General features: G+C 27.4%; 24 protein-coding genes, 3 tRNA genes and 1 other RNA gene. 12 read left to right on the top strand and 16 right to left on the bottom strand.

The features are described 5' to 3' along the window. Positions 1 to 10: 10 nt before the first annotated feature. A complete protein-coding gene (locus tag BUB01_RS19185) occupies positions 11 to 934 on the bottom strand; it encodes an NUDIX hydrolase (RefSeq protein WP_072992068.1) in 924 nt (307 codons plus the stop codon). A gap of 186 nt (positions 935 to 1120) precedes the next feature. Here BUB01_RS19185 and BUB01_RS19180 point away from each other — a divergent pair, with 186 nt between their 5' ends. Next, positions 1121 to 2575 carry a DEAD/DEAH box helicase gene (locus BUB01_RS19180; RefSeq protein ID WP_278337158.1) on the top strand — a complete coding sequence of 485 codons (1455 nt, stop codon included), beginning with the start codon at positions 1121 to 1123 and terminating at the stop codon, positions 2573 to 2575. A 46-nt stretch (positions 2576 to 2621) separates the two neighbouring features. Here BUB01_RS19180 and BUB01_RS19175 read toward each other — a convergent pair whose 3' ends face one another. The 3 genes from BUB01_RS19175 to BUB01_RS19165 form a co-directional block, all read right to left on the bottom strand. After that, a complete protein-coding gene (locus BUB01_RS19175) occupies positions 2622 to 3002 on the bottom strand; it encodes a hypothetical protein (RefSeq protein WP_143152538.1) in 381 nt (126 codons plus the stop codon). 411 nt (positions 3003 to 3413) lie between these two features. Beyond that, positions 3414 to 3678: signal recognition particle sRNA large type (gene ffs / locus BUB01_RS19170), an RNA gene on the bottom strand. 3 nt (positions 3679 to 3681) lie between these two features. Continuing rightward, a tRNA-Ser gene (locus BUB01_RS19165) sits at positions 3682 to 3771 on the bottom strand. 471 nt (positions 3772 to 4242) lie between these two features. On the opposite strand from BUB01_RS19165, the gene BUB01_RS19160 reads away from it, so the two are divergent. Together BUB01_RS19160 and BUB01_RS19155 are read left to right on the top strand one after the other, a co-directional pair. Next, positions 4243 to 4926, top strand: a complete 684-nt coding sequence (locus BUB01_RS19160; RefSeq protein ID WP_072992062.1) for a DUF6773 family protein — start codon at positions 4243 to 4245, stop codon at positions 4924 to 4926. A gap of 23 nt (positions 4927 to 4949) precedes the next feature. Then, on the top strand, positions 4950 to 5141 hold the full coding sequence (locus BUB01_RS19155; RefSeq protein ID WP_072992059.1) for a helix-turn-helix transcriptional regulator: 192 nt from the start codon (positions 4950 to 4952) through the stop codon (positions 5139 to 5141). 99 nt (positions 5142 to 5240) lie between these two features. Here the strand turns inward: BUB01_RS19155 and BUB01_RS19150 are convergent, their stop codons facing one another. From BUB01_RS19150 to BUB01_RS19115, 8 genes are all read right to left on the bottom strand, one after another. Then, entirely contained in the window at positions 5241 to 6236 is a 996-nt protein-coding gene (locus BUB01_RS19150) for a YeiH family protein (protein WP_072992055.1), read from the bottom strand. A 102-nt stretch (positions 6237 to 6338) separates the two neighbouring features. Further along, positions 6339 to 7085, bottom strand: coding sequence for a TIGR03943 family putative permease subunit (locus tag BUB01_RS19145; RefSeq protein ID WP_072992052.1), 747 nt, complete (start codon positions 7083 to 7085; stop codon positions 6339 to 6341). Between the two features lie 9 nt (positions 7086 to 7094). Next, the gene (locus BUB01_RS19140) at positions 7095 to 7997 is read right to left on the bottom strand and encodes a permease (protein ID WP_242958451.1); all 903 of its coding nucleotides are present in this window, start codon (positions 7995 to 7997) and stop codon (positions 7095 to 7097) included. 18 nt (positions 7998 to 8015) lie between these two features. Beyond that, positions 8016 to 8648 carry a GTP-binding protein gene (locus BUB01_RS19135; protein ID WP_072992048.1) on the bottom strand — a complete coding sequence of 211 codons (633 nt, stop codon included), beginning with the start codon at positions 8646 to 8648 and terminating at the stop codon, positions 8016 to 8018. Between the two features lie 6 nt (positions 8649 to 8654). Continuing rightward, on the bottom strand, positions 8655 to 9620 hold the full coding sequence (locus tag BUB01_RS19130; protein WP_072992043.1) for a CobW family GTP-binding protein: 966 nt from the start codon (positions 9618 to 9620) through the stop codon (positions 8655 to 8657). Between the two features lie 158 nt (positions 9621 to 9778). Continuing rightward, positions 9779 to 9870: transfer RNA gene (locus BUB01_RS19125), tRNA-Ser, on the bottom strand. Positions 9871 to 9916: 46 nt separating this feature from the next. Next, a complete protein-coding gene (locus tag BUB01_RS19120) occupies positions 9917 to 10402 on the bottom strand; it encodes a hypothetical protein (protein WP_072992039.1) in 486 nt (161 codons plus the stop codon). A 133-nt stretch (positions 10403 to 10535) separates the two neighbouring features. Continuing rightward, positions 10536 to 10967 carry a nucleoside deaminase gene (locus BUB01_RS19115; RefSeq protein ID WP_072992155.1) on the bottom strand — a complete coding sequence of 144 codons (432 nt, stop codon included), beginning with the start codon at positions 10965 to 10967 and terminating at the stop codon, positions 10536 to 10538. Positions 10968 to 11234: 267 nt separating this feature from the next. On the opposite strand from BUB01_RS19115, the gene BUB01_RS19110 reads away from it, so the two are divergent. The 4 genes from BUB01_RS19110 to BUB01_RS19095 all read left to right on the top strand — a co-directional run bounded on the left by BUB01_RS19110 (position 11235) and on the right by BUB01_RS19095 (position 14603). Then, complete coding sequence (locus tag BUB01_RS19110) at positions 11235 to 11927, top strand: response regulator transcription factor (RefSeq protein ID WP_072992036.1); 693 nt, start codon at positions 11235 to 11237, stop codon at positions 11925 to 11927. 1 nt (position 11928) lies between these two features. Continuing rightward, positions 11929 to 12879 carry a sensor histidine kinase gene (locus BUB01_RS19105; protein ID WP_072992033.1) on the top strand — a complete coding sequence of 317 codons (951 nt, stop codon included), beginning with the start codon at positions 11929 to 11931 and terminating at the stop codon, positions 12877 to 12879. A 100-nt stretch (positions 12880 to 12979) separates the two neighbouring features. Then, a complete protein-coding gene (locus BUB01_RS19100; protein WP_072992029.1) occupies positions 12980 to 13900 on the top strand; it encodes an ABC transporter ATP-binding protein in 921 nt (306 codons plus the stop codon). Continuing rightward, positions 13893 to 14603, top strand: coding sequence for an ABC transporter permease (locus tag BUB01_RS19095; protein ID WP_072992026.1), 711 nt, complete (start codon positions 13893 to 13895; stop codon positions 14601 to 14603). Before BUB01_RS19100 ends, BUB01_RS19095 begins: the two co-directional genes overlap by 8 nt. A gap of 78 nt (positions 14604 to 14681) precedes the next feature. On the opposite strand, the gene BUB01_RS19090 is transcribed toward BUB01_RS19095, so the two are convergent. Next, entirely contained in the window at positions 14682 to 15929 is a 1248-nt protein-coding gene (locus tag BUB01_RS19090) for an HlyC/CorC family transporter (RefSeq protein WP_072992023.1), read from the bottom strand. 163 nt (positions 15930 to 16092) lie between these two features. Continuing rightward, positions 16093 to 17127: a phosphodiester glycosidase family protein gene (locus BUB01_RS19085; RefSeq protein WP_242958450.1), complete on the bottom strand. Its 1035-nt coding sequence runs from the start codon at positions 17125 to 17127 to the stop codon at positions 16093 to 16095. Between the two features lie 153 nt (positions 17128 to 17280). Between BUB01_RS19085 and BUB01_RS19080 the strand changes: the two genes are divergently transcribed. The 5 genes from BUB01_RS19080 (at position 17281) to BUB01_RS19060 (ending at position 21503) form a co-directional block, all read left to right on the top strand. Then, on the top strand, positions 17281 to 17814 hold the full coding sequence (locus BUB01_RS19080; protein WP_072992018.1) for a TetR/AcrR family transcriptional regulator: 534 nt from the start codon (positions 17281 to 17283) through the stop codon (positions 17812 to 17814). 76 nt (positions 17815 to 17890) lie between these two features. Then, positions 17891 to 19615, top strand: coding sequence for an MFS transporter (locus BUB01_RS19075; protein WP_072992014.1), 1725 nt, complete (start codon positions 17891 to 17893; stop codon positions 19613 to 19615). Positions 19616 to 19830: 215 nt separating this feature from the next. Further along, a complete protein-coding gene (locus BUB01_RS19070) occupies positions 19831 to 20289 on the top strand; it encodes a hypothetical protein (protein WP_072992011.1) in 459 nt (152 codons plus the stop codon). 130 nt (positions 20290 to 20419) lie between these two features. Then, entirely contained in the window at positions 20420 to 20989 is a 570-nt protein-coding gene (locus tag BUB01_RS19065) for a DUF3862 domain-containing protein (protein WP_072992008.1), read from the top strand. 142 nt (positions 20990 to 21131) lie between these two features. Then, on the top strand, positions 21132 to 21503 hold the full coding sequence (locus BUB01_RS19060) for a fibronectin type III domain-containing protein (protein ID WP_072992004.1): 372 nt from the start codon (positions 21132 to 21134) through the stop codon (positions 21501 to 21503). 146 nt (positions 21504 to 21649) lie between these two features. Here BUB01_RS19060 and BUB01_RS19055 read toward each other — a convergent pair. Then, positions 21650 to 21724, bottom strand: a tRNA-Arg gene (locus BUB01_RS19055). Between the two features lie 89 nt (positions 21725 to 21813). Then, positions 21814 to 22467 carry a hypothetical protein gene (locus tag BUB01_RS23330; RefSeq protein WP_072992001.1) on the bottom strand — a complete coding sequence of 218 codons (654 nt, stop codon included), beginning with the start codon at positions 22465 to 22467 and terminating at the stop codon, positions 21814 to 21816. Positions 22468 to 22573: the final 106 nt, after the last annotated feature.

The following is a 22573-nucleotide window of genomic DNA, read 5'->3' as shown; positions in this document are numbered from 1 at the left end:
TGCCCTCTCCTTATATATTTATTAAATCTTCTATTATAGATTCATTTTTAAGCCTAAATAACTTAGAAGGTCTATATGCTCCATCTTTCTTAGTTTCTTCTGTTTCCTCTACCATTTTTGATACCCATCTTCTAAAATTAGGTTTAATTAAACTTCTTTCTAATATTATTTCATATACTTGTTGAAGTTCTGTTAATGTGAATAATTCCGGTAATAAACTAAATGCTATTGGAGTATATTGAACCTTATTTTTTATTCTTTCTAAGGCATAGTTAATAATTTTTATATGATCAAAACCTATGCTTTCTTCTGTAAGTAGATTATATTCATATTTAACTCTTTTATTAAAGCCTTCTTTCATTATTTCTTCATTTATTAAATATTCTATAGTCAATTCCTTATCTTCATTTAATAAAGTTATTTTATAAGTATTTATATACCTACCATCATCTAACTCTTTGCTAGATACCACTTGCCTCTTTATAGAAAACCACGCTACATCTTCAGCATCTGTTCCTGCTTTTGGCTTTATATTATTCTCATTTACTAATGCCATATAAGAAGTTGACACTACCCTCATTCTAGGATCTCTATTAACATCCCCCCAAGTATATAACTGCTCTAAATATACATTACCTATATCTGTTTCTTCTTTAAGCTCTCTATATACAGCATCTTCTATACTTTCATTTATGCCTACAAATCCACCTGGTATAGCATAACTACCTATAAAAGGATGTTCTTTTCTTTTTATTAAAAGTACTTTTAATTCTTTTTCAGGAAGTCTATTTATTTTTTTAACTTCTCTTTCTCCTAGGGTAAATAGCAACATATCCACTGTTAGGGATGGTCTTTCATAATTACTGGGACTATAATTTTTAAAAAATTCTTTTTCATTTAGTCCATCTTTATTTAATCTATTGTTTAAACTCATATTTCTCCCCCTAATGTTATTATCATTTTGATATTATCTCTTTAATATTAGTATATTTATTATAGCCCAAAATGTCAACCCTTTATTTGGAAAATAATATTGTTTAAAAATCTATATTTAACATTTAACATGTCTTATCTCTTTAACTATTGTAAATACTAAGATATAAGGTTAAAATTAGTGAATATGAAGATTGAAAGGTATGATGATATAAATATGAAATTTGAAGATTTAAATTTACATTCTGATATATTAAAAGCTATAAATGGTCTTGGATATACTGAGCCATCTGAAGTTCAAGAAAAAGTTATTCCCTTAGCACTAAAAGGTGAGGATATTATAGCTAAAGCTCAAACTGGTAGTGGTAAGACAGCAGCTTTTGCTATTCCTGTTATTCAAAATATGGATGTTGAGCTTAATGAAGTTCAAGCATTAGTATTGACTCCAACTAGAGAACTTGCAGTGCAAGTTAAGGAAGATTTCTCTAGTCTAGGCTTATTTAAAAGATTAAAAACTATAGCAATTTACGGTAAACAACCTATGTCTGTTCAAAAAACCCAGCTAAAACAAAGAGTTCACATAGTTGTTGGTACTCCTGGTAGAACTTTAGACCATATTAAAAATGGTACACTAAAACTTGATAATATTAAGTATCTAATAATAGATGAAGCTGATGAAATGCTTAATATGGGATTTATTGACCAAGTAGAAGATATTATAAAGTACGTTTCCAAAGAAAGACAAACTTTAATGTTTTCTGCTACATTAGCTCCTGAAATTAAGGAACTTATTGAAAGACATATGAATGATGCTAAGACTATCGAAATAGCTGGTGAAGCCTTAACTGTTGATAGAATAAACCAACGTTATTATGAAATAGCTGAGAATCATAAGTATAATTTATTAAGAGATATCTTAACTTTAGAAAAAGTTAATCAAGGTATATTATTCTGTAGAACTAAAAGTAATGTAAGTATGTTAGCTTCAAGAATGAGAACTAATGGATATTCAGTTACTGAGATTCATGGCGATATGCTTCAACGAGAAAGACTTATAGCCTTAAAAGAATTTAAAGAAGGTAAATTCAAATATATAGTTGCTACTGATGTTGCTGCTAGAGGTATTGATGCAAGTGGAGTCTCTCATGTATTTAATTATGATATTCCACTTGAGTTAGAAGCTTATGTTCATAGAATAGGTAGAACAGGTAGAGCAGGTAAATCGGGTGAAGCTATAACTTTTGTAACTCCTCATGAAGATAAATTCTTAAAAGCTATAGAAGAGTTTATAGCTTTTAAAATTCCTAAAGCTATGAGACCTGATAGAGATGAAGTTTTAAATGCTCCTAAAGAAGAAACATCAACTATAGTTAAAGAAAAGCCTAAAAATCTTGGTGAAGTTACTAAAATATATATTAGTGGTGGTAAAAAGAAAAAGGTTAGGAGAGGCGACATAGTTGGTGCTTTAATAAATAGTGGTAACATACCTGGAGATAAAATAGGTGTTATAGATATTTATGATAACTATAGCCATGTAGATATATTAGAAGGATTTGGGCGTGATTTGCTAAGGAAAAATAGAGAAATACTTATTAAAGGAAAACCTTTCAGAATTAAGAAAGCTACACCTAAAGATTTCTAAATATTAAAAAGAGTTGTTATTTGTGTAACAACTCTTTTATTTTTAATTATGATATTGGTGCTATATAACCTTTTTTAAATAAATCTTTAACTATTTCATATAAAGCATCACAGTATTCATCATATTTTTGTGATACCGCTTTATCATTTACGCCTTCTTTAGTAGTCCATTCTAAGTTTATAGAATACATTCCATTTTCTATTATAGGCATTGGGAATACTCCAGTATGTGCTTGAATAATTCCTATCATTTCTCCTACATTTATTTTATATCCATATTCCATTAACATTGCATCTTCTCTTTTTAAACCTTGGTTATACTCTTCTATTAAATATTCTCTATTTAAGCCTAAAACTAAAGATAAAAGTGTTATTCTTTCTTCAAATCTGACTTCTTTTAATTGTTTACCTAATAAATGTTGCTTCATAAAATTCACATTCCTTCCTTTGCTATTCAGCTCTAATATTTTTATAAATCGTATACTCAATTAAATGCTTTGTTTCTAAGCATACGTTTAATATAAAAGCTTAGAAATATAGTGTATGTTTATTATATATCACTTTTAACATTTATTAAACTACCTAAAAGCTAAAATTATAATATATTTCTTAAATATTCTAAAAATTGTGTCTACAAACTTTACATCCAAACTATTTCTATATTTTGTACTTATTAACTTTATATATTATTTGATTTTTTTAATGATATTATCCACCTTTTATTTTAAATACACCACAGAAATTAGAAAATAGATTTCTTACTCTTATAAATAACCTTTATGTTTTTATGCATAAAAAAAACACTCTAAAAATTAGAATGCTTAATTACAAATTAAAAGTTGTGCACCTTGCTTTGACAATAACGTATGAGCGTTACCTATGCAGTTAGCTCAGGCCAGATTTTTCCACGGCACATAAGAGTACTTGCTTATCGCTGCTTCGGTCAAGATCTGACGAGGTTCACAAGCTCTTATTGCGTGGGACCCAACCCTCAACACCACTTACATAGGTCAGACCCCACAAGTTAAGGCCGAGGCAAGGAATTCGATCCTGCTATAGCGGATTGCAGGTTACAGGGCACCGCTGACTCCCCATCTAGCACAACTATGGCGGAGAGAATGGGATTTGAACCCATGATAGAGTTTCCCCTATACACGCGTTCCAGGCGTGCTCCTTCGACCACTCGGACATCTCTCCATATAGAATAACTTATTTAATTTAAATTACTTTTTCATTCTATCATAGGTATAATAGACTGTCAATTAAGTATTTAATGCATACTTGTCCTATTTTTTCTACTATTAAAATTTAAAAATAAAATTTAATTTATATCTTTTATTAATATATTTTTTGAAAAATTATAATTGTATTTTCTATAACATCCTATCTCCACATTTTTTCCTCTATATAATATTAACTTAGCTAAGTATTCATATATTAAATAATTTAACCATATAAAATGTTCAATTATTTTTCTATTATTTTAATTATATCTTTATTATTGCAACTATTTCAAAATATAAAAATAAATCTTTATATTACTCATCTAATTAAAATAATAATATATATTTAGATAACAAACCTAAAACTATATATTACTAAATGTAATATATAATTGACAAAAAGACTTTTATATATTAACATCAGATTAAGAGAGGTGGTAAAATTATGATTAAAAGGTTTAGTTTAAAAGACGAGAGAATTACAAAAAAGATTAACGAAATAGGTTCTAATTTATATCCAGTAATATTAATTTTAAGTATTATAGAAATATTGTTTAAGTTTAATATTGGCAAATACCATATTGAAGATAATTTATTAGTTTTAATCGCTCTTATAATGTCAATTTTATATTTATGTATAAGAAGCTTAATACTACGAATACCATTATTTAAAACTACCGATATGTGTATAAAAGAAATACAAAACGAGTATAGACATCACAGCTTTGCAATTTGTATAGGTACTTATATTATAGGATATTTTATTTGTGAATCTTTCTTTACTGAAGCTAAGTTATATGCTAATTTTATATGGTTAGTCCCACTTATTATATATATCACAAGTATTGTAAAAGCTGGAGCACTTAGTATAGATAATAAAAAAGCTAAAAAGTATGAAAAAAATATACTAATAATAGCCACTATAATAGGTAGCATATTTTCAGGAATATTTTTTAATAGATATAACTTATTTGTAAATGGAAATATTAATTTTGATGCATTAGAATTAACTATTATTTACTCATTAATTTTTGGTGTGGTTTATTATTTTTTTATAAGTTTTCTAATAAAAAAATCAATAAAAAATACTAATAGAGAAGCTAAAGACTTATTATCTGATGACTTTTAAAATTCTAAAATTAGGAGATAATTATGAAAAATATAAAGATGAAGTTAGCTAGAGTTGAAGCTGATTTATCCCAAGAGCAATTAGCACAAATAATTGGTGTAGCAAGACAAACTATAAGCTTAATAGAAGCTGGAAAGTATAATCCTTCTTTAAATTTATGTATATCAATATGTAAGGCTTTAAATAAAACGTTAGATGATTTGTTTTGGGAATAACCAAATTAAAGTTTGAATTCTCACTTAAAACATAAGGAATCTTAATAATTTATCTTTCTCAAATTATTAAGATTCCTTATTTATTTTAATTTACAATATTTATAACAATATATTTATAAATATTGTTGCAATAATTATTTGAAAAGCTCCTATTAGTAATCCATACCCCATGGCTTTAGGTCCTTGTGCTTTTAAATCTGCAAATTTAACTCTCATTCCTATTCCAGCTAAAGCTATTATCTCAAAATTTCCACTTATCCATTTAAATACAGTTGATACTTCATTTGGTATAAAACCTAAACTGTGAATTATACTTAATATAAAGAATCCCGTTATAAACCAGGGCACTGACACTTTTACTCTTTTATTTGAACTTGCACTGTCAGTATTATCTTTATCAGATATTTTACTAAATACAATTACTACTACAACCAAAAATATTATTCTTATTATCTTAAATATTGTAGCCATTTGTACTACATCATCATTTATAAATTTAGCTGATGCTATAACTTGTCCAACAGATTGAAGTACTCCACCTATAGTTGCTGAAGTATGAACTAAACTGTTTTTGTATAAGATTGAAGTTATTAAAGGCAATAGAAACATAAGTATTGTTCCTGTTACATTTACAATAGTTATCGCTATACCTTTATCAGAATCAGTTGCTCCTACAACAGGTGCTGTAGATGCTATAGCTGAAGATCCACATACTGCATTTCCTGAGCACATAAGCAATGAAAAATTTTTACTAAACTTTAATTTTCTGCCTACATAATATGCAAATATTATAGTAGCTGTCATTTGAAGAGCTATAAATAGAACACCAAATCCTCCAACTGAAGCTATTGCACTAAGATTTAAAGTTCCACCCATTAGAACTATTGAATATGCCAATAAATTACTTTCTGAAAATTTTGACCCTAAATTATATTTTGACTTATTAAATATTGTATTTCCAGCTAACATCCCTAAAAAAATTGCAAATGTTGCAGCTCCTAAGCTTGGAACAAATTTAGCTAAAAACATGCCAATTAATGCTATAATGGTACATACTATAAAACCTGGCAATATACCCTTAACTTTATTTATCATGTGTTCACCTCATTTTTTATCTTTATGTTTTTATTATATTTTACACAAGTTAAAAAGTAAAATCGGTTATTTTTATATTATCAATAGGTAAATACCTATATGCTAATTTTGATATATAAATAAATTATTTGGTTCTTTAATTTTTTCTATAGAATTAACTTTAACTTCCGGAACAACTCTATCTCTTCCTTTTGAATCCTTTATGGTATTTTTTGTTACAGTTCCTTTTATATTAACCCAAGTATTAGTTTTTACATTTCCTCCATAATAAGTACAAGTTACACCTATATATTGAGAATCAGCAGCACAACAATTCATAACCAATCTAGTCACAATAAAACTATTATTATTCATATTTTTCTTAGCATATACCATCCCTTCAACTTGAACTTCTCTTCCTATGTAATCATCTATATTTTTTTGAATATCTTCTAAATAGCAATAAAAATTCTCATCCTTTAGTTCTATAATTCCACTTGGTATAGATGTCTCATGATTATGTTTTTCTTTAACCTCATGATCATCATAATATGGGAATAGATTGACACCTTTGAATTCTAAATAAGTTGAGCTTACATTTATATTTCCAGCAATCATTAACATAGCTACTGCAAATATAAATATTAAATTATTCTTCTTTAAACCACCTCTATCAGGTATAGTAAATATCTTAGGAAATTGCATAATTGTAAATATAAATAAAATAATAAATCCTATAATTAAATATACCTTCATCTTTGGATGTATTAATATATAAATTTTACCTGTATATATCATAAAAAAAATATATAAGCTTAAAGTTAACAAAACTAAAAACCAAATCAATTCATTCAAATTAAATTTCTTCATCTTTACCTCCTACCATATAAAGCAGGATGCTATAAAGCATAAGCTAAATACTACAAATATTAATTTAAAAACAAAAGTCTTTTTATAAGTTGAAAATAACATTAAAGTATTTTTAAGATCAACCATAGGCCCAAGTAATAGAAACCCCATTACTGCTCCAAAGGAAAAGCTTCCCAAAAATGCAGAAGCTACAAAAGCATCTGCCTCTGAACAAAGTGATACAAAGAATGCAAATAACAACATTATGACTACTCCTAAAATAGGGTTTGTCCCAAGCAAAAGAAACTTTTCTTTTGGTACAAATACTTGGAATAATGCCGCAAGAGCTGCTCCTATAATAAAATATTTTCCTATATCATAGAGCTCTTTTATTCCATGGTTTATCATTAAGTTAAGCTTTGATTTTCTTATACCATAAGTATTACAACCACATGTACACATATTAGAGTTACAAAGAAAATCATCTTTTATAAAGTCATTATTCTTTTGAAGTACAAGCATTATAAGTCCAGTTGCAACTGATATTACAAAACCTAGTAAAACTCTAAGCCCAACTACTTTAGCATTTCCATTAAAAGCATAATAGGTGGATAAGATAACCAATGGATTTATTATTGGAGCAGCTAACATATATGTTACTGCAATATTCATAGGTACACCTTTTTTTATAAGGCCCCTTGTAATAGGCACTGCAGCACATTCACAAATAGGAAAAATAAGTCCTATTAAACCTGCCGCAAGTGATCCTACTAAAGGGTTTTTAGGCATTGCCTTTTCTAATATTTCTTCTGTTAAAAAGGTTTGCATAAATGCAGATAGCATTGCTCCTATCAATATAAAAGGAATAGCTTCTATCATTATGCTTGAAAATATAAGTGCAAACTTCGTTATTATCTCAATTGTGTAGCCCATTTTAATCTCCTTCTATATTTAAAATTTATTTATATATTCTTTAATCCGTTTGTACATAGCTTTATTAATTAAGTCACATTGATTTAAATTCTCTCTCAAGTCCTCCTTAGAATAACAAGTTATTATATGCGCATGAATATTTACTGCCTCTAATTTATTTATTTGCTCACTTAAAACCTCTTTACTTACTTTATTACTATTATTTAAGACTATAAGGTCAGCAGAATATATATTAGGCAATATTAAACTTCCCAAATTTTTCAAAAACATATTTAATGTTATGGCATCTAATACAGTAACTATTCCACCCCTTCTTAAATAATTTTTAAGATCAGCTTTATCTATTAAATCTAAAAGCTTATCAATATTAGATATTCCGTTACTTTCTATAATTAGTCTGTCAGGACTGTAAAACTTAACCAAGCTCAAAAATCTTTCGTAAATTAATTCATCGTTTGCATTAAAAGTCTTAAGTGTTACATTTCTTTTTTTTATTACAGAATCATCAATATTTTCTTTTCCGCACTCTAGTTGAACTATAAGAATTTCATCATCATTATCTAAGGTAATATTTAAAAAATTATTTATAAAAGTTGTCTTTCCAGCTCCTAAAAATCCAGTAACTATTTCTACATCACTTTTCTTCCTCATAGCATATTAACTCTCCTTTAAGAATAATTTGCTTATAGGTTCCTTATTAATTTTACTTCCTATAACGCATATTCTACCTGTGTAATCAGATGAAAAATCTACAATCTGAATATCATTTGGTACATAATCAAATTGAACCCACCTATTACCTTCAATTCTAACTATACCCTTCGCCCTAAGAACTTCACCATAAATACTTTTATCATTCAAAGCATTTAACGCCTGTTTTAGCTCTTTTAATGAAAATATTCTAGGAGTTTCAGTCCCCCAATTTTCAAAAACATCATCTGCACTTCCATTCTTAGTTCTTATTTGTCCTCTTATAGCAGGTGTATTAAGTGGCATTTTTATCAGATTCACCTCTTTAAAAACATCTTTTAGTTTATGCTCAGCAACTTCTATTATCCTTTTTGACTCTATTTCTTCCCAAGGTGTTGTTATAATAGAGCAATTTGGATTTAGTTTTCTTATTGCCATTGACGCATGGGTAAGTTCCTTTATATTTGAGTATTGTGTTCTACTTAAAACTATTGTGTTTGCACTTACTATTTGATTTATATAAAACTCTCCAAAATTCTTAAGATACATATCTAGATTTTGAATATCTACGACTGCTATTTTCATGTTTATCCTTGCACCTTTTAGTTCTGAATTATTAACTATTGCCGCTATTACCTGAGAAAGCTTAGCAACACCAGATGGCTCTATTATTATTCTTTCTGGTCTATATTCCTTTATTATATCTATTATTGCTGCCTTAAAATCTCCTGTTATAGTACAACAGATACAACCTGAAGTAATTTCTTTTACATCTATTTTTTCATTTTTAAGTAAGTTGCCATCAATTCCTACTTCTCCATATTCATTTTCAATAATTGCTATCTTTTCTTTATTTAATTCCTCCTTAATAAGCTTTTTAATAAGGGTAGTTTTTCCTGCACCTAAAAAGCCTGATATAATATCTATTTTCATAAAATCAACTCCTAAAAAATTACAGTTACTGCCTTATTGATTATATTCTTATGCTATAAAAATTATTACTATAATAGGATAAGTATTAAGCCAAAAATAGTTAAAAATAAAAAGCTTAACCCAAGTAGTATAATTCTACTTGGATTAAGCTTACAATTTGGCGGAGAGAAAAGAATTCGAACCCTTGATACTTTACTATAAGTACAATGGTTTTCGAGACCACCGCTTTAAGCCACTCAGCCATCTCTCCATAATATTATTAAATAACCCCAAGCTAAAAAGCTCGGGGCAAAACTCTAATTATTAACTTCTTCTACCTGTTGTAACATCATTGATCTATATTCTTCATTCTTAACTAAGTATTCCTTTTCTAAATACTTCATGGCCTGCTCTCCTTTTCCTTCTCCATAAAGAAAATTAAGCATAGTATAAACACTGGTTCCGAACCAAATCCTAGTAAATGTATGATCTAACATAAGAGCGTGACTTTCTTTGTCACCTTTTATTTCTATATCTTCCCCTTCAGTCATTATCTGATTAAAATGGGCTACTAATCCCTGCATTAGGCTATCCCCATTTTCAGGCTTTTCATCTGCAATAGTAACAAAATAATATGACCATGCTAAAAGCAAATTTTGTTCTACTTGTATTCCTGCAACCTTCTCCCCTATAGTATGTTTAAAAAATTTATACATGTAAACTGATAGTCTTTGATAATTTTCTTCAAATCTTTTTTCAAAATTATTAATATCATAACCTACTAACATTTCAATATGTTCCATAATTTTACCCCCGTTTTATAATACTATTATTTTCTAACATAGTATTCTTTTTATTAACCCTTGATTTTAGTGTCTAGCGTAGTTTTAGTATATCACATTTAAAATGTTAAATATATACATAACTTTTATTATTTTAAGTTCTTCTTTTTTCTTTAAAAAATTCACTTAAAACCCTACTACACTCTTCATTATAATTCCAATTAACCTCTAAAAAATAACTTAAATTTCTGTTTTGAACTAAATTTATAACCGATCCACAAGCTCCACTACTTTCATCAAAGGTTCCTATATATAACCTTGAAATTCTACTTTGTAATATTGCACCTGCACACATAGGACATGGTTCTAAAGTCACAAAAAGCTCACATCCGTTAAGTCTCCATGAACCTAAAGTTTTACTAGCCTCTTCTATAGCTAAAATTTCAGCATGAGCAATTGGAGAATTTAAACTTTCTCTTAAATTATGAGCTCTAGCTATTATTTTATTATCCTTCACTATAACAGCTCCTACTGGTACTTCACCTTTATCTTTAGCTTTATAAGCTTCCTTTAAAGCTTCCTTCATAAAATCCACTCTAGTCACCTACCAAAATTCATTTATAATTTGATTAAAACACATTTATACAATACTTAAAAGTAATAATATACTTTTTATTTTCCAATTCATAGTTTAAAATATAATTAAAGTAAACTTTTATTAACTTTTGTTCATAGCAGACTATTAAAAAGTAAGTTCGTAATATACAAATCAAAATTTAGATACTTGTTCAATCTTAAATAACCAAATTAAAAATTTGGATTCTCACTTATATATAAAAAAGAGGTGATTGTTGTGACTACTGTACTTTTAGTAGAAGATGAAGTTGAAATTCAAAATTTAGTTAAAGACCATTTGGAATATGAAGGGTTTAATGTTATTTGTGCTAATGATGGTGTTGATGCTATTAATAAATTTCACAAAGATAATTTTGATATTATACTCTTAGATATGATGCTTCCTAAAATTAATGGTAAGGAAGTTCTAAAAGCTATAAGACAAGAAAGTAAAGTTCCTGTAATTATTGTTTCGGCTAAGGACTCTGAAGTTGACAAAGTCTTTGGTTTAGAACTTGGTGCTGATGACTATTTGACTAAACCCTATTCTTTAAATGAATTAGTTGCTAGGATAAATTCTACTCTTAGAAGGATTAGTTACTATAGTGAAATTAAACCTATTGAAATAACCTCTCTAAAATATGAAGATTTAGTTTTAGATTTAGAAAACTATATACTTACTAAAGGTACTACTCCAATAACCCTTACCTCAAAAGAATTTGAAATAATAAAAATGCTTTTAGAAAATCCTAAGAAAGTATTCACTAAAGCTCAGATATTTTCTAACGTTTGGAATGATGATTTTTATAAAGATGATAATACTGTTATGGTCCATATAAGAAGATTAAGAGAGAAAATAGAGGAAGACCCTTCAGATCCTAAATATATAAAAACGGTTTGGGGTATTGGGTACAAGCTAGGAGATATTTAATATGATAATATTTCTTTCAATTATAATATTTATATTAGTTTGTGTAATTATAGCTTTAACATTAAATATAAAAGAAAAAAATTCTAACTTAAGATATATAAATAAAGTATTACTTAGAATTATAGACACTGATTCCACTGAAAGAATTAGGGGAATAACAATTAATGAAGACGCTAAAGAACTTTCAAAAACTATAAATGATTTCATTAATAAATATAATTTGATAAAAACAAAAGAGATTGAAATGGAGCTATCTATGAAAAAGATGCTTTCAAATATGTCTCATGATTTAAGAACCCCTTTAACAGTTATTTTAGGATATATAGATCAAATAATTTCAAATAGGAACATAACAGAAGAGCAAAAACAAGACTACTTAATGAAACTTAAATCAAAAATTGAGGCTATAATCTTACTTATAAACGACTTCTTTTCTTTATCTAAGCTTGAATCAGGTGATAATTCTATAGAACTTTCAAAAATAAATGTATCAGAGGTGTTACGAGAACTTGTATTAGGATTTTATGAAACTATTGAATCTGCTAAAATAGATATCAATATAGAAATACCAGATGAAGACATTTATTGCGTAGGAAATATAGATGCCTTAAAAAGAGTCCTTAACAATTTAATTTCAAACGCTTTGAAATACGGTATGGATGGCAAATATTTAGGAATTAAACTTTATAAAGATAATGCCAATAACTACGGATTAAGAAATAAAATTTGGTTTGAAGTAACAGATAAAGGTAAGGGAATCCCTGAAAAAGAGGCTTCTAATGTATTTGAGAGATTATATACTCTTGAAGATTCTAGAAATAAAAACTATCAAGGTAGTGGTCTCGGTTTAGCTATATCCAAAATTCTAGTTAATAAAATGAATGGAGAAATCTTTTTAGAGAGTATTCCTTATAAAAGAACAATCTTTAAATTTTTTATATTAGAAGATTAATTATTTAAGAAATTTGTAAGCTTTAATTAAAAAATATTAAAGCTTTTTTCTTTATTATGAAACCATAGTAAAGATTCAAAACAAATTGGAGGTAATAAATATGGAATATGTAATAACTACTCATAACCTTTGCAAAAACTTTAAAAATGGCGCAGTTTTAAGCAATTTAAATATGAAAGTTAAAAAGGGTGAAATATATGGCTTCCTAGGTGAAAATGGCTCAGGTAAGACTACTACAATAAAACTTTTAGTTTCACTGCTTAAACCAACCTCAGGTTCTATTGATCTTTTTGGTGAAGATATGACTATTGATACCTTTGACAAGCTTAAAAGAATAGGTAGTGTTATAGAATATCCTGCTTTTTATGAAAATCTAACTGCTAGAGAAAATTTACAACTTCATAAAATGATAATAGGATATGATGCACCTAATTGTATTGATGAAGTTTTAAACCTTGTTAAGCTAAAGAATCATGAAGGTAAAAAAGTAAAGAATTTTTCTCTTGGTATGAAACAAAGGCTTGGTATTGCTAGAGCAATACTTCATAAGCCTGATTTACTTCTTTTGGATGAACCTATTAACGGATTAGATCCTATTGGTATAAAAGACATGAGAGAACTATTAGTAACTCTAAGCAAAAAGCATGGTATGACAATATTAATATCTACTCATATTCTAAATGAAATAGAGCTTATGGCTAATACGATAGGTATAATAAAAAATGGTTCTTTAATTGAGGAAGTTAACTATGAAACAATTAAAAATCAAAACTTAAATGCCTTAGTAATAACTGTAGATGATGCAAATAAAGCCTGCTTTATTTTAGAAGAAAAGCTTAATATTAAGAACTTTAAACTTTGTAATGAAAATACCTTAAAGGTATATGAAAGAATAAACGATTCGGCCCTAATAAATAAAACTCTATGTCTAAATGATGTATTTGTAGAATCTATAGTAGTAAAAAACAATTCCTTAGAAGATCACTTTGTTTCAATAATTGGAGGTAATAAAAATGATTAATTTAGTAAAAGCAGAATTTTTGAAATTAAAAAGAAGAAATAAGCTTACCCCATTTTTAATTATATCTATAGTTTCTTGTTGTTCTATTTTATTAATATTACCATCTAAAGATGGTAAATCAGTTAAAGACTGGAGTTCAATGATACTCTTCACAAGCTCATTCAGCAATCTACTGGTTTCCATATTTATAGCCATACTAACTGGAAAATTATTTATGAGTGAATATAAAGATAAGACTATAAGTGTAGCCTTTACCTATCCTGTAAGTAGACTAAAAATATATTTTTCAAAGATAATAGTAATTTCTATACACTCTTTATTATTTACACTATTTAATTTTGCCTTATTTATAGTTTTTACACCTTTGCTTCCTATAATACATTTCAATTCTGGTTCAACAATAACTTTTATACAACTTACTGATAATTTTAGCGTAAATTTATTCCCCTTAATTATTTTTTCTATTGTAGGATCAGTTATATGCCAAACATTATTTTCAGTAATCTACTCCTTCTTTTGTATAGTTAAACGTTCTACCTTAGCATTAGTTCTTTTATCTATAGCTTTCATAAATTTTGTTGCAAATTATGAATTTATTAACTTAACAAAATTTTTATTAATTACCTGTAGTACAGCCTTAGTTTCACTTTTATTCTTAGTATTTATAATAAATCATCTATTAAATAAAGATGTTACCTATTAATGATGATTATAATTTAATTTTAACAAAAAAATACAAACAGATTATAGTAATTACACTATGATCTATTTGTATTTTTTATTAGGTAAATATTCTAACTTTTTTAACCCTATTTTTATCCATATCTTCTACTATGAATCTTAATCCTTCAAAGACTAATTCCTCTTTTTCCTCTGGTAATCTGCCTAATATACCTATTATGAATCCTCCTAATGAATCAAATTCTTCCGACTCCATTAGAACCCCTAACATATCACTTAAATCATCAAGTCTAGCACTACCATCTACAACATATTCATCTTCTTTTATGACTTCTATTTCCTTATCTGAATCGTCATCATACTCGTCCTCTATTTCGCCAACTATTTCTTCTACTAAATCCTCTATAGTAACAATACCTACGGTACCGCCATATTCATCTAATACTACTGCTATATGGTTTCTTGTTTTTTTCATTTCATTAAATAATTCTGTTATCTTTTTAAATTCAAATGTATAAAAAGGTTCTCTCATATATTTTTTAATGTCAAAATTATTTTTAATATCTTCTACAAAGATTAAATCTTTAACATTTAAGACACCTACTATATCATCTATATTATCATTATAGACAGGTATTCTTGAAAATTGCTCTTCTTGTATTACTTGCTTTAAAGATTCATAATCAACATTAGTATCAACTGCTATAATGTCCACTCTTTGAGCCATTACATCCTTAACCTGTAAATCACCAAAATCAAAAACGTTAAATATCATTTCCTTTTCTTCATTTTCTAAAACGCCTTCTTCTTCACTTACATCCATCATAGTCTTAAGTTCTTCTTGCGTTATAAAAGGTTGATTAGTCTTAACATCTCCACCTAATAATTTAATAAATACACTTGATATTTTTCCTAATACAAATGCAATCGGAGTTAATAAAATAACAACTAAATTTATAGGCTTTGAAACTATAAAAGATATTCTTTCTGAATTTTGTTTTGCTAAAGATTTTGGAGTTATTTCTCCAAAAATTAATATTAAAATCGTCATAACGACAGTTGCTATAGCAGCTCCTTTATAGCCCGCGAACATTTTATATGCTATTGACGTAGCAAGAACTGAAGCCCCTATATTTACAACATTATTTCCTATTAATATTCCTCCTAATAATTTATTAGGATCATCTAAAAGTTTTTGTACAAGTTTAGCCCCTTTAACATTTTCATCTACTAAATGTCTTATCCTTATTTTACTTAAAGACATAAGTGCAGTTTCAGCTGAAGAAAAAAATGCTGAAAGCAATAATAAAATTAAAAGTAATCCTAACTCCCACGTAAAAGAGTCCAAAAAACACCACGCTCCTATTTTTATGATAAAATTTCCATTACTTTTTATTATATCATATTTTATCAAAAATTATTAATCGGCTTTAGTATTAAATCTACTAATATTATATTAAAAACTAAGTTTATCTTATACCTATATAGATAAACTTAGTTTTTACTTGTTCTTACTTCACTATAAAAGCCGTAGGTAATGGTCTTGGCCCACCAGAACTACATGGCTTATTTACTATTTTATCTTTATAATACATAGTAGTTGATGCTCCACCATCTAAATTTGCAGCATTATATACATCATACTCAAGCAATAAATCTTGAACTTCTTTTAATGTCGCTCCTTTACTTGAAATTTGTCTTCCATCTATAGCTAAAAATACAACATCACCATTCTTTTTTTGACCTATAATAGTCCTTGGAGCTATTCCCCATCCGCCATTACCACTTTTGATCATTGGTTCTCCATTAACTATTAAAAATGGCTCAAAAGAAACTGCTTCTGTAATATTCTTTTCTCTTATTTGACTTAAAGTATATTTTCCTAAAACAAGTACACCTTCCTTATTAAAACCAATTACTGAATGCTCTACTTTTTCATTTCCAAAAACAACTTTTCCATCATGTATAATTAGCCCTAAAGGAGTTCCACCAGAGCCATGTCCACCTTCATCCTTAAATCCTCCTGCATTTATGCCTGCTATAGCCTCTTCTTGTTTTATCATATCTGCAAGCTTCGTGCCTGAACTTCCAATCTTATCAGAAACTGAAACTTTAACTCTCTTACCATCAGTTATAGTTAACATATATCCTTTAAATTTATCATTACTTATATCTGTAAACTTAACTAACTCTTCAGGCGTCTTAACCTTTTCTATTGTTTCTGCTACAGGTTCTACCTTTATATCTTCTACTTCAGAATTAGTATCATTTACAATTTTATTCTTGTCCATTATTTCAGCTATCTCTTTATCACTTAAAAACCAAGTTGCAAGATATTGATGGCTTAAAGTTGTCATAGCTGTTGTTACTACATATTCTTTTGTATTTTTAAAAGGTCCATAATAAACCATTGGTATGCTAAACGTACAACCTATTATTAAGTTTGCCAATATCAAAAGTAAAAAATTTATACTTATATTTTTTACTTTTTTTGAAGTCTTGTTTCGTTCACTTCTCTTTCTCCTCATAAACTGTTTACCTTTCATACTAGTTTTTATATTGAATTTTTTCTATATTTTTTATATTCACATTATATATTTATTATAGTATATTATTCTTATATAATATATTTAAATTTTATTGAACTTTTTGTTTTTTTATTATATAATATGAACATGGTTCAGAAAGGATGTTTTAATATGCCAAAGATAATACCAAACCTAAAAGAAACAATAATACTTCAAGGACGTAAGACACTTTTAGAAAATGGTTATAAAGGATTTAATATAAGAGAAATTGCTAAATGCTGTGGCATAGGAATAGGTACTTTATATAATTATTTTGCAAATAAAGATGAACTTATAATAGAAATTCTAAACGATGATTGGAATTCTATAATTAAATTTTCTAATAATCAAATAGAAAGAGATGTTCCTTTAAGAACTAAAATCAAAGATCTCTATATACGTATAGATTCATTTTTATCGAATTATATGGATGCATTTATTGAAATGGCTTACTCTGGTAATAAAACAAAATGTGAACATTATAAAATAATGAGTCCACTTTATTTATCATTTGAAGCTGTACTTGCATATCATAAAAATAAAGGTGAAATAAAAAACGCTGTTCCTATAGATAAATTATCTATATTTATAATTTCCAATATGGTTATGTTTTCTAAGAATAAAGATTTAAGTTTTGAGGAAATATATAATTGCTTCAATTTATAACTTACATTTAGGCTATTTTGTCTAAATGTTTTATTTAAAATTTTAATGAACAAAGTTCATAAAGGAGTGAAAAAATATGAAAAAAACAAGTAAAAATTTAATGTTAATAGTATTCCTACTTGGAATATTTATAGGTGCTATGGATACTGGAATAGTATCTCCAGCTCGTACTGTTATTGCTAATTCTTTAAATATAGCTTCTAATACAAGTGTATGGATGATAACAATATATACTTTAGCCTATGCAGTTTCAATGCCTATAGCTGGCAAAATAGCAGATAAGTTCGGTAAACAAAAGATATTTACAATTAGTATAATCGTTTTTGCCATTGGATCATTACTATGTGGTCTTTCAAATTTCTATGGAAACTTCTCATTTTTACTAATAGCTAGAGTTATTCAAGCTATCGGTGGCGGTGGAATTATGCCAATAGCAACAGCCTACATTGGTGAAAGCTTTCCACCAGAGAAAAGAGGAACAGCTCTTGGTATGGTAGGTGCTGTTTATGGTATATCTACAACTTTAGGACCTACTATAGGTTCAGCTTTATTATCTGCAGTAGGTAACTCCAATTGGGGCTTCTTATTCTTCATAAATTTACCTATATGCTTAATAGTAGTTCTTATCTCTTCAAGATGTAAAGACGAGACAATCACAAAAGCTCCAAGCAAAATGGATATTAAAGGTAGTATTTCTCTAAGTATATTAATATTATCTCTTATGTATGGACTAACAAATGTTGATTTTCATAACTTCACAAATAGTATAAAATCTACAACTGTATATCCTTACTTTATAGTATTTTTAATTTTATTGCCTATATTTATTCTAATTGAAAAAAAAGCAGAAGACCCTATTATGAATTTAAACTATTTTAAAGATAAAAATATAGCTATTACTCTTTTACTAAGTTTCATAGTGGGTTGTGGTATGATGGGAATAGTTTTTATACCTCAATTTGGTGAAAATGTTCTTAAGATAAAAACTGGTTCAGGCGGATATTTAGTTACATTAATGGCTATATTTTCAGGTATTGCAGCTCCTTTAGGAGGAAAACTTATAGATAAATACTCTGCTAAATTTATACTTATTTTAGGTTTTGGTTCGACCTTTATAGGAAGTTTAATTTTAGCATTAGTTACAGCTAAAAATCCTACTGCAACATCCCTTATAATAGCCTTAGCTTTTATGGGCTTAGGTATGGGATTTACAATGGGTACTCCACTTAACTATTTAATGCAAATATACGCCCCAAAAGATGAAACAAGCTCAGCTCAATCTACTTTATCACTTGTTAGAAGTATAGGTGTCGCTATATCTCCTAATATCCTAGTAGGTTTTTTAACTTCATCTGTTAAAGATATGCCTAGTAAGCTTATGGAGGTTATACCAACAGTTAAATTACCTAATGTACCTGGTATACCTCAAAATATAAATATAGGTCAAGGAAGTATATCTCCTGAGCTATTAGATAAATTTAAAAATGCAGATGTAACTACTATATTTGATGCCTGTAAAGATTTTTCAAACTCTATGATTAATAATTTTATACCAATGCTAAAAGCTAAAATGCAAGGAACTAAATTACCACCTCATACGACAGTTGATAGTTTAATAACTAATTGGAAAAATGATTATTTAGCACAAGTAGATGCTACAAGAATATCTATAGAAAACACTTTCCAATCTGTATTAAACTCTGGATTCTCCAATCTATTCATGGCAGCTGCAATCATAGCCTTAATAGGATTTATTATTACTTTACTTTTAAAAGGTTCTACTAAAAAGTTTTCTATGTAAAATTAAAATATTTATAGTTTACAGTGCCTTAATAAATGAGATTTTCTATTTTATTATTTCATTAACTATTTATTCTAAACTTAAAGTGAGTGTTAACAAGTTTAAACTTTTTAATGCTCACTTTTTTATTTATAGTTGAAAATTTTGTCCTTAGTTGTTAAAATCCCCCTGTTACCAATATGATGAAAATGATGAAAAACAAGGGGGATAAGTATATGAATTTATTAAAAAAAATTTTATTATCTAGTTGTATCTGTATAGGATTAATAAGTTTGGTTGGATGTAGAAACGGTTATTTTAGGACAACCGTTAATGGAAAGGATACAAAAAATTCAACAAAAGTATCAAAAGTTGAGTTTATAAAGGAATATAAAGATAGCTTCAAAGATGAGGTAATAACAAATAAGTATAGTAATACAAAAGGTCTTTTTGGTAGGGTTTATTTTAAAAATGTACCAGATGGAGATCCAACAAATATAAAATTTATTTGGAAAATCAACGAAAATGTAGCTGATACTGTTCATTTTAGTATTGATGAAAAAAATTCAAAATCACCTACTAAATGCTATCTTTCTGGAAATGATACTTTTCCAGATGGAAACTATACTTTAGAAATTTATTTAGAAGATACAAATGAACTTTTAAATACAACTAATATAGATGTACAGAACTAAAAAATATTATAGTTAATACTAAAAACTATATTTTCTCAGTTTAATAGTATATATTTTTATATTTTTGCCTTTTAAAATCTTTTATGGTAATATTTATATGTAAATTTATATAGACGGGGGAAATTGATACATGAAAAAATTAATAATCTCACTTATGCTTGTGTGTTCTATAAGCACTTTTATAGGTTGCGGAGGTACAGCTTCTAAAAAAGATACCTCTTCTAGTAATGAAACTAAGAAAGAAGATATTAAGAAGGAAGATACTAAAGTAACATATGAAAATTTCTTAAAAATTAGTATGGGACAAAGTTATGATGATGTAAAAGCTATTTTAGGCGAAGGAAAAGAAACAAGCTCTTCTGAAGTAGGTGGAATTAAAACAGTTATGTATACTTGGAATGGAAATGGAATAAGTAATATGAATATTACTATCCAAAATAACGTTGTTACTGGTAAGGCACAAGTTGGACTTACAAAAAATAATTCCGATATTACATTAGAAAAATATAATCAAGTAAAAGAAGGCATGACTTATGATCAAGTGAAGGCTATAATTGGAGAAGGTCAAGTCACCTCTCATACAAAAATAGCTACTGTGGAATCAATAATGTATTCTTACATAAATAAAACAGGTGCTAATGCCAACTTTACATTTAACAAAGGTAAACTACAATTAAAGGCTCAATTCAATTTAAAATAATAATTAATAAAAGGGAGTTTGTTATAGTAATCAACATAACAAACTCCCTTTATAAACATAATTAAATAACTTTGCACCTCTTTTACATATATGTTATTATTTACATTATATTGTATTTTTTCTAAATTTAAGGAAGTATGTTATGAAAAAACTTTTTTGCTTAAGTTTATGTGCCGGAATTATATTTATCAACTCTAGTAGCCTAACTTCTTTTGCAGCTACCAACACTGTTTCAAGTAATAGCACTTCTGTTAATATCGTAGCAGATAATCCTACTGTTTACTCTGTTCCAACTGGCTTAAAAGCAGACTCTTTAGGTAGTGACTTTATCAAAATAACCTGGAATAGAGTTCCACTAGAAACTACATGCCAAATGAGCTATGATTTGTTAATTGACGGTAAATTGATATCTTCAGTAAGTCCTTCATATATTCACAAAAATTTATCATCAAATTCAACTCATACTTATGCAGTAAGAGCTAAAAATGATCGCATTCAAACTGCTTGGTCCTAATCCATAATAGTAACAACAAAAAGTGCAAACTAATACTCTATAGTATTAACTTTACACTTTTTTGTTATATGTTTTATTTAAATTGCTTTTTTATATTAACAAAAAAGGCTTAACCGCTACGGTTAAACCTTTTTCTTATATTAGCGTGGTATCCCCAACAGGGATCGAACCTGTATCTGTCCCTTAGGAGGGGACTGTTCTATCCATTGAACTATGGAGACATAAACCAACAACAATATTTTAATCCTTTTAGAAAATGCTGTCAACCTTTATGTAATCTATTTTTTAACTATTATCTATAAAATTTTTATTATTTTTTTATCTCATCACCAACTTTTTTAGTTTCTTCTGTTTTTGGATTATTTTCTTGATTATTTTTTCCAGCATTAATATTATTGGAATTATTATCTGCAGGCTTTTCTGTACTATTATTCGTACTATTACTACTATTGTTATTATTTGTAGTATTACTTTCTGAATTACTTGTATTACTCGATTTATTATCTATTTTATTATTTTCATCATTGCTTGAGTTATTAGAATTATCACTTGTCTTATTACTTTCTACATTACTTGAATTGCTCTCAGTTGTGCTGTTTCCTTGCTTACTCTCATTACTATAATTATTAGCTTTATTCTCATATTGTTTTTTATTTATACTTTTATTATTATTTGATTTATTGCTTACATCTTGAGTATTCTTTATTTCTTCTTCAGTTTTCTTTGTCTCTTCTTTATTATCTTCCTTAACTTCTTCTTTAATGATTTCTTGTTTTCTAATATCATCTTCTTTTTTATCATCTATATTATTTTCTTTGCTTTCAACATTTCCCTTTGACTCAATATTTTTATTAATACTATCTTTACTAAGATAGTTATATTTATTCATACCTATAACTATAATTACAATTAGTGTAAGGGCTAAACTGACATCAATTATTATGAATTTAATATTCTTTCTCATATAAATACTCTCCCCTTATATATTATTTTAAATTATATAAATTTTAACATCTTATATAGGGAAAATCCACTAAAAGCATATGCCTTTAGTGGATTTTGGGGATATT

It is taken from the genome of Clostridium cavendishii DSM 21758 (assembly GCF_900141845.1).
Taxonomy (GTDB): Bacteria; Bacillota; Clostridia; order Clostridiales; family Clostridiaceae; genus Clostridium_AG; species Clostridium_AG cavendishii.
The sequence above is the reverse complement of the archived record's forward strand: the minus strand, read 5'-3'. Positions and strand labels throughout refer to the sequence as shown.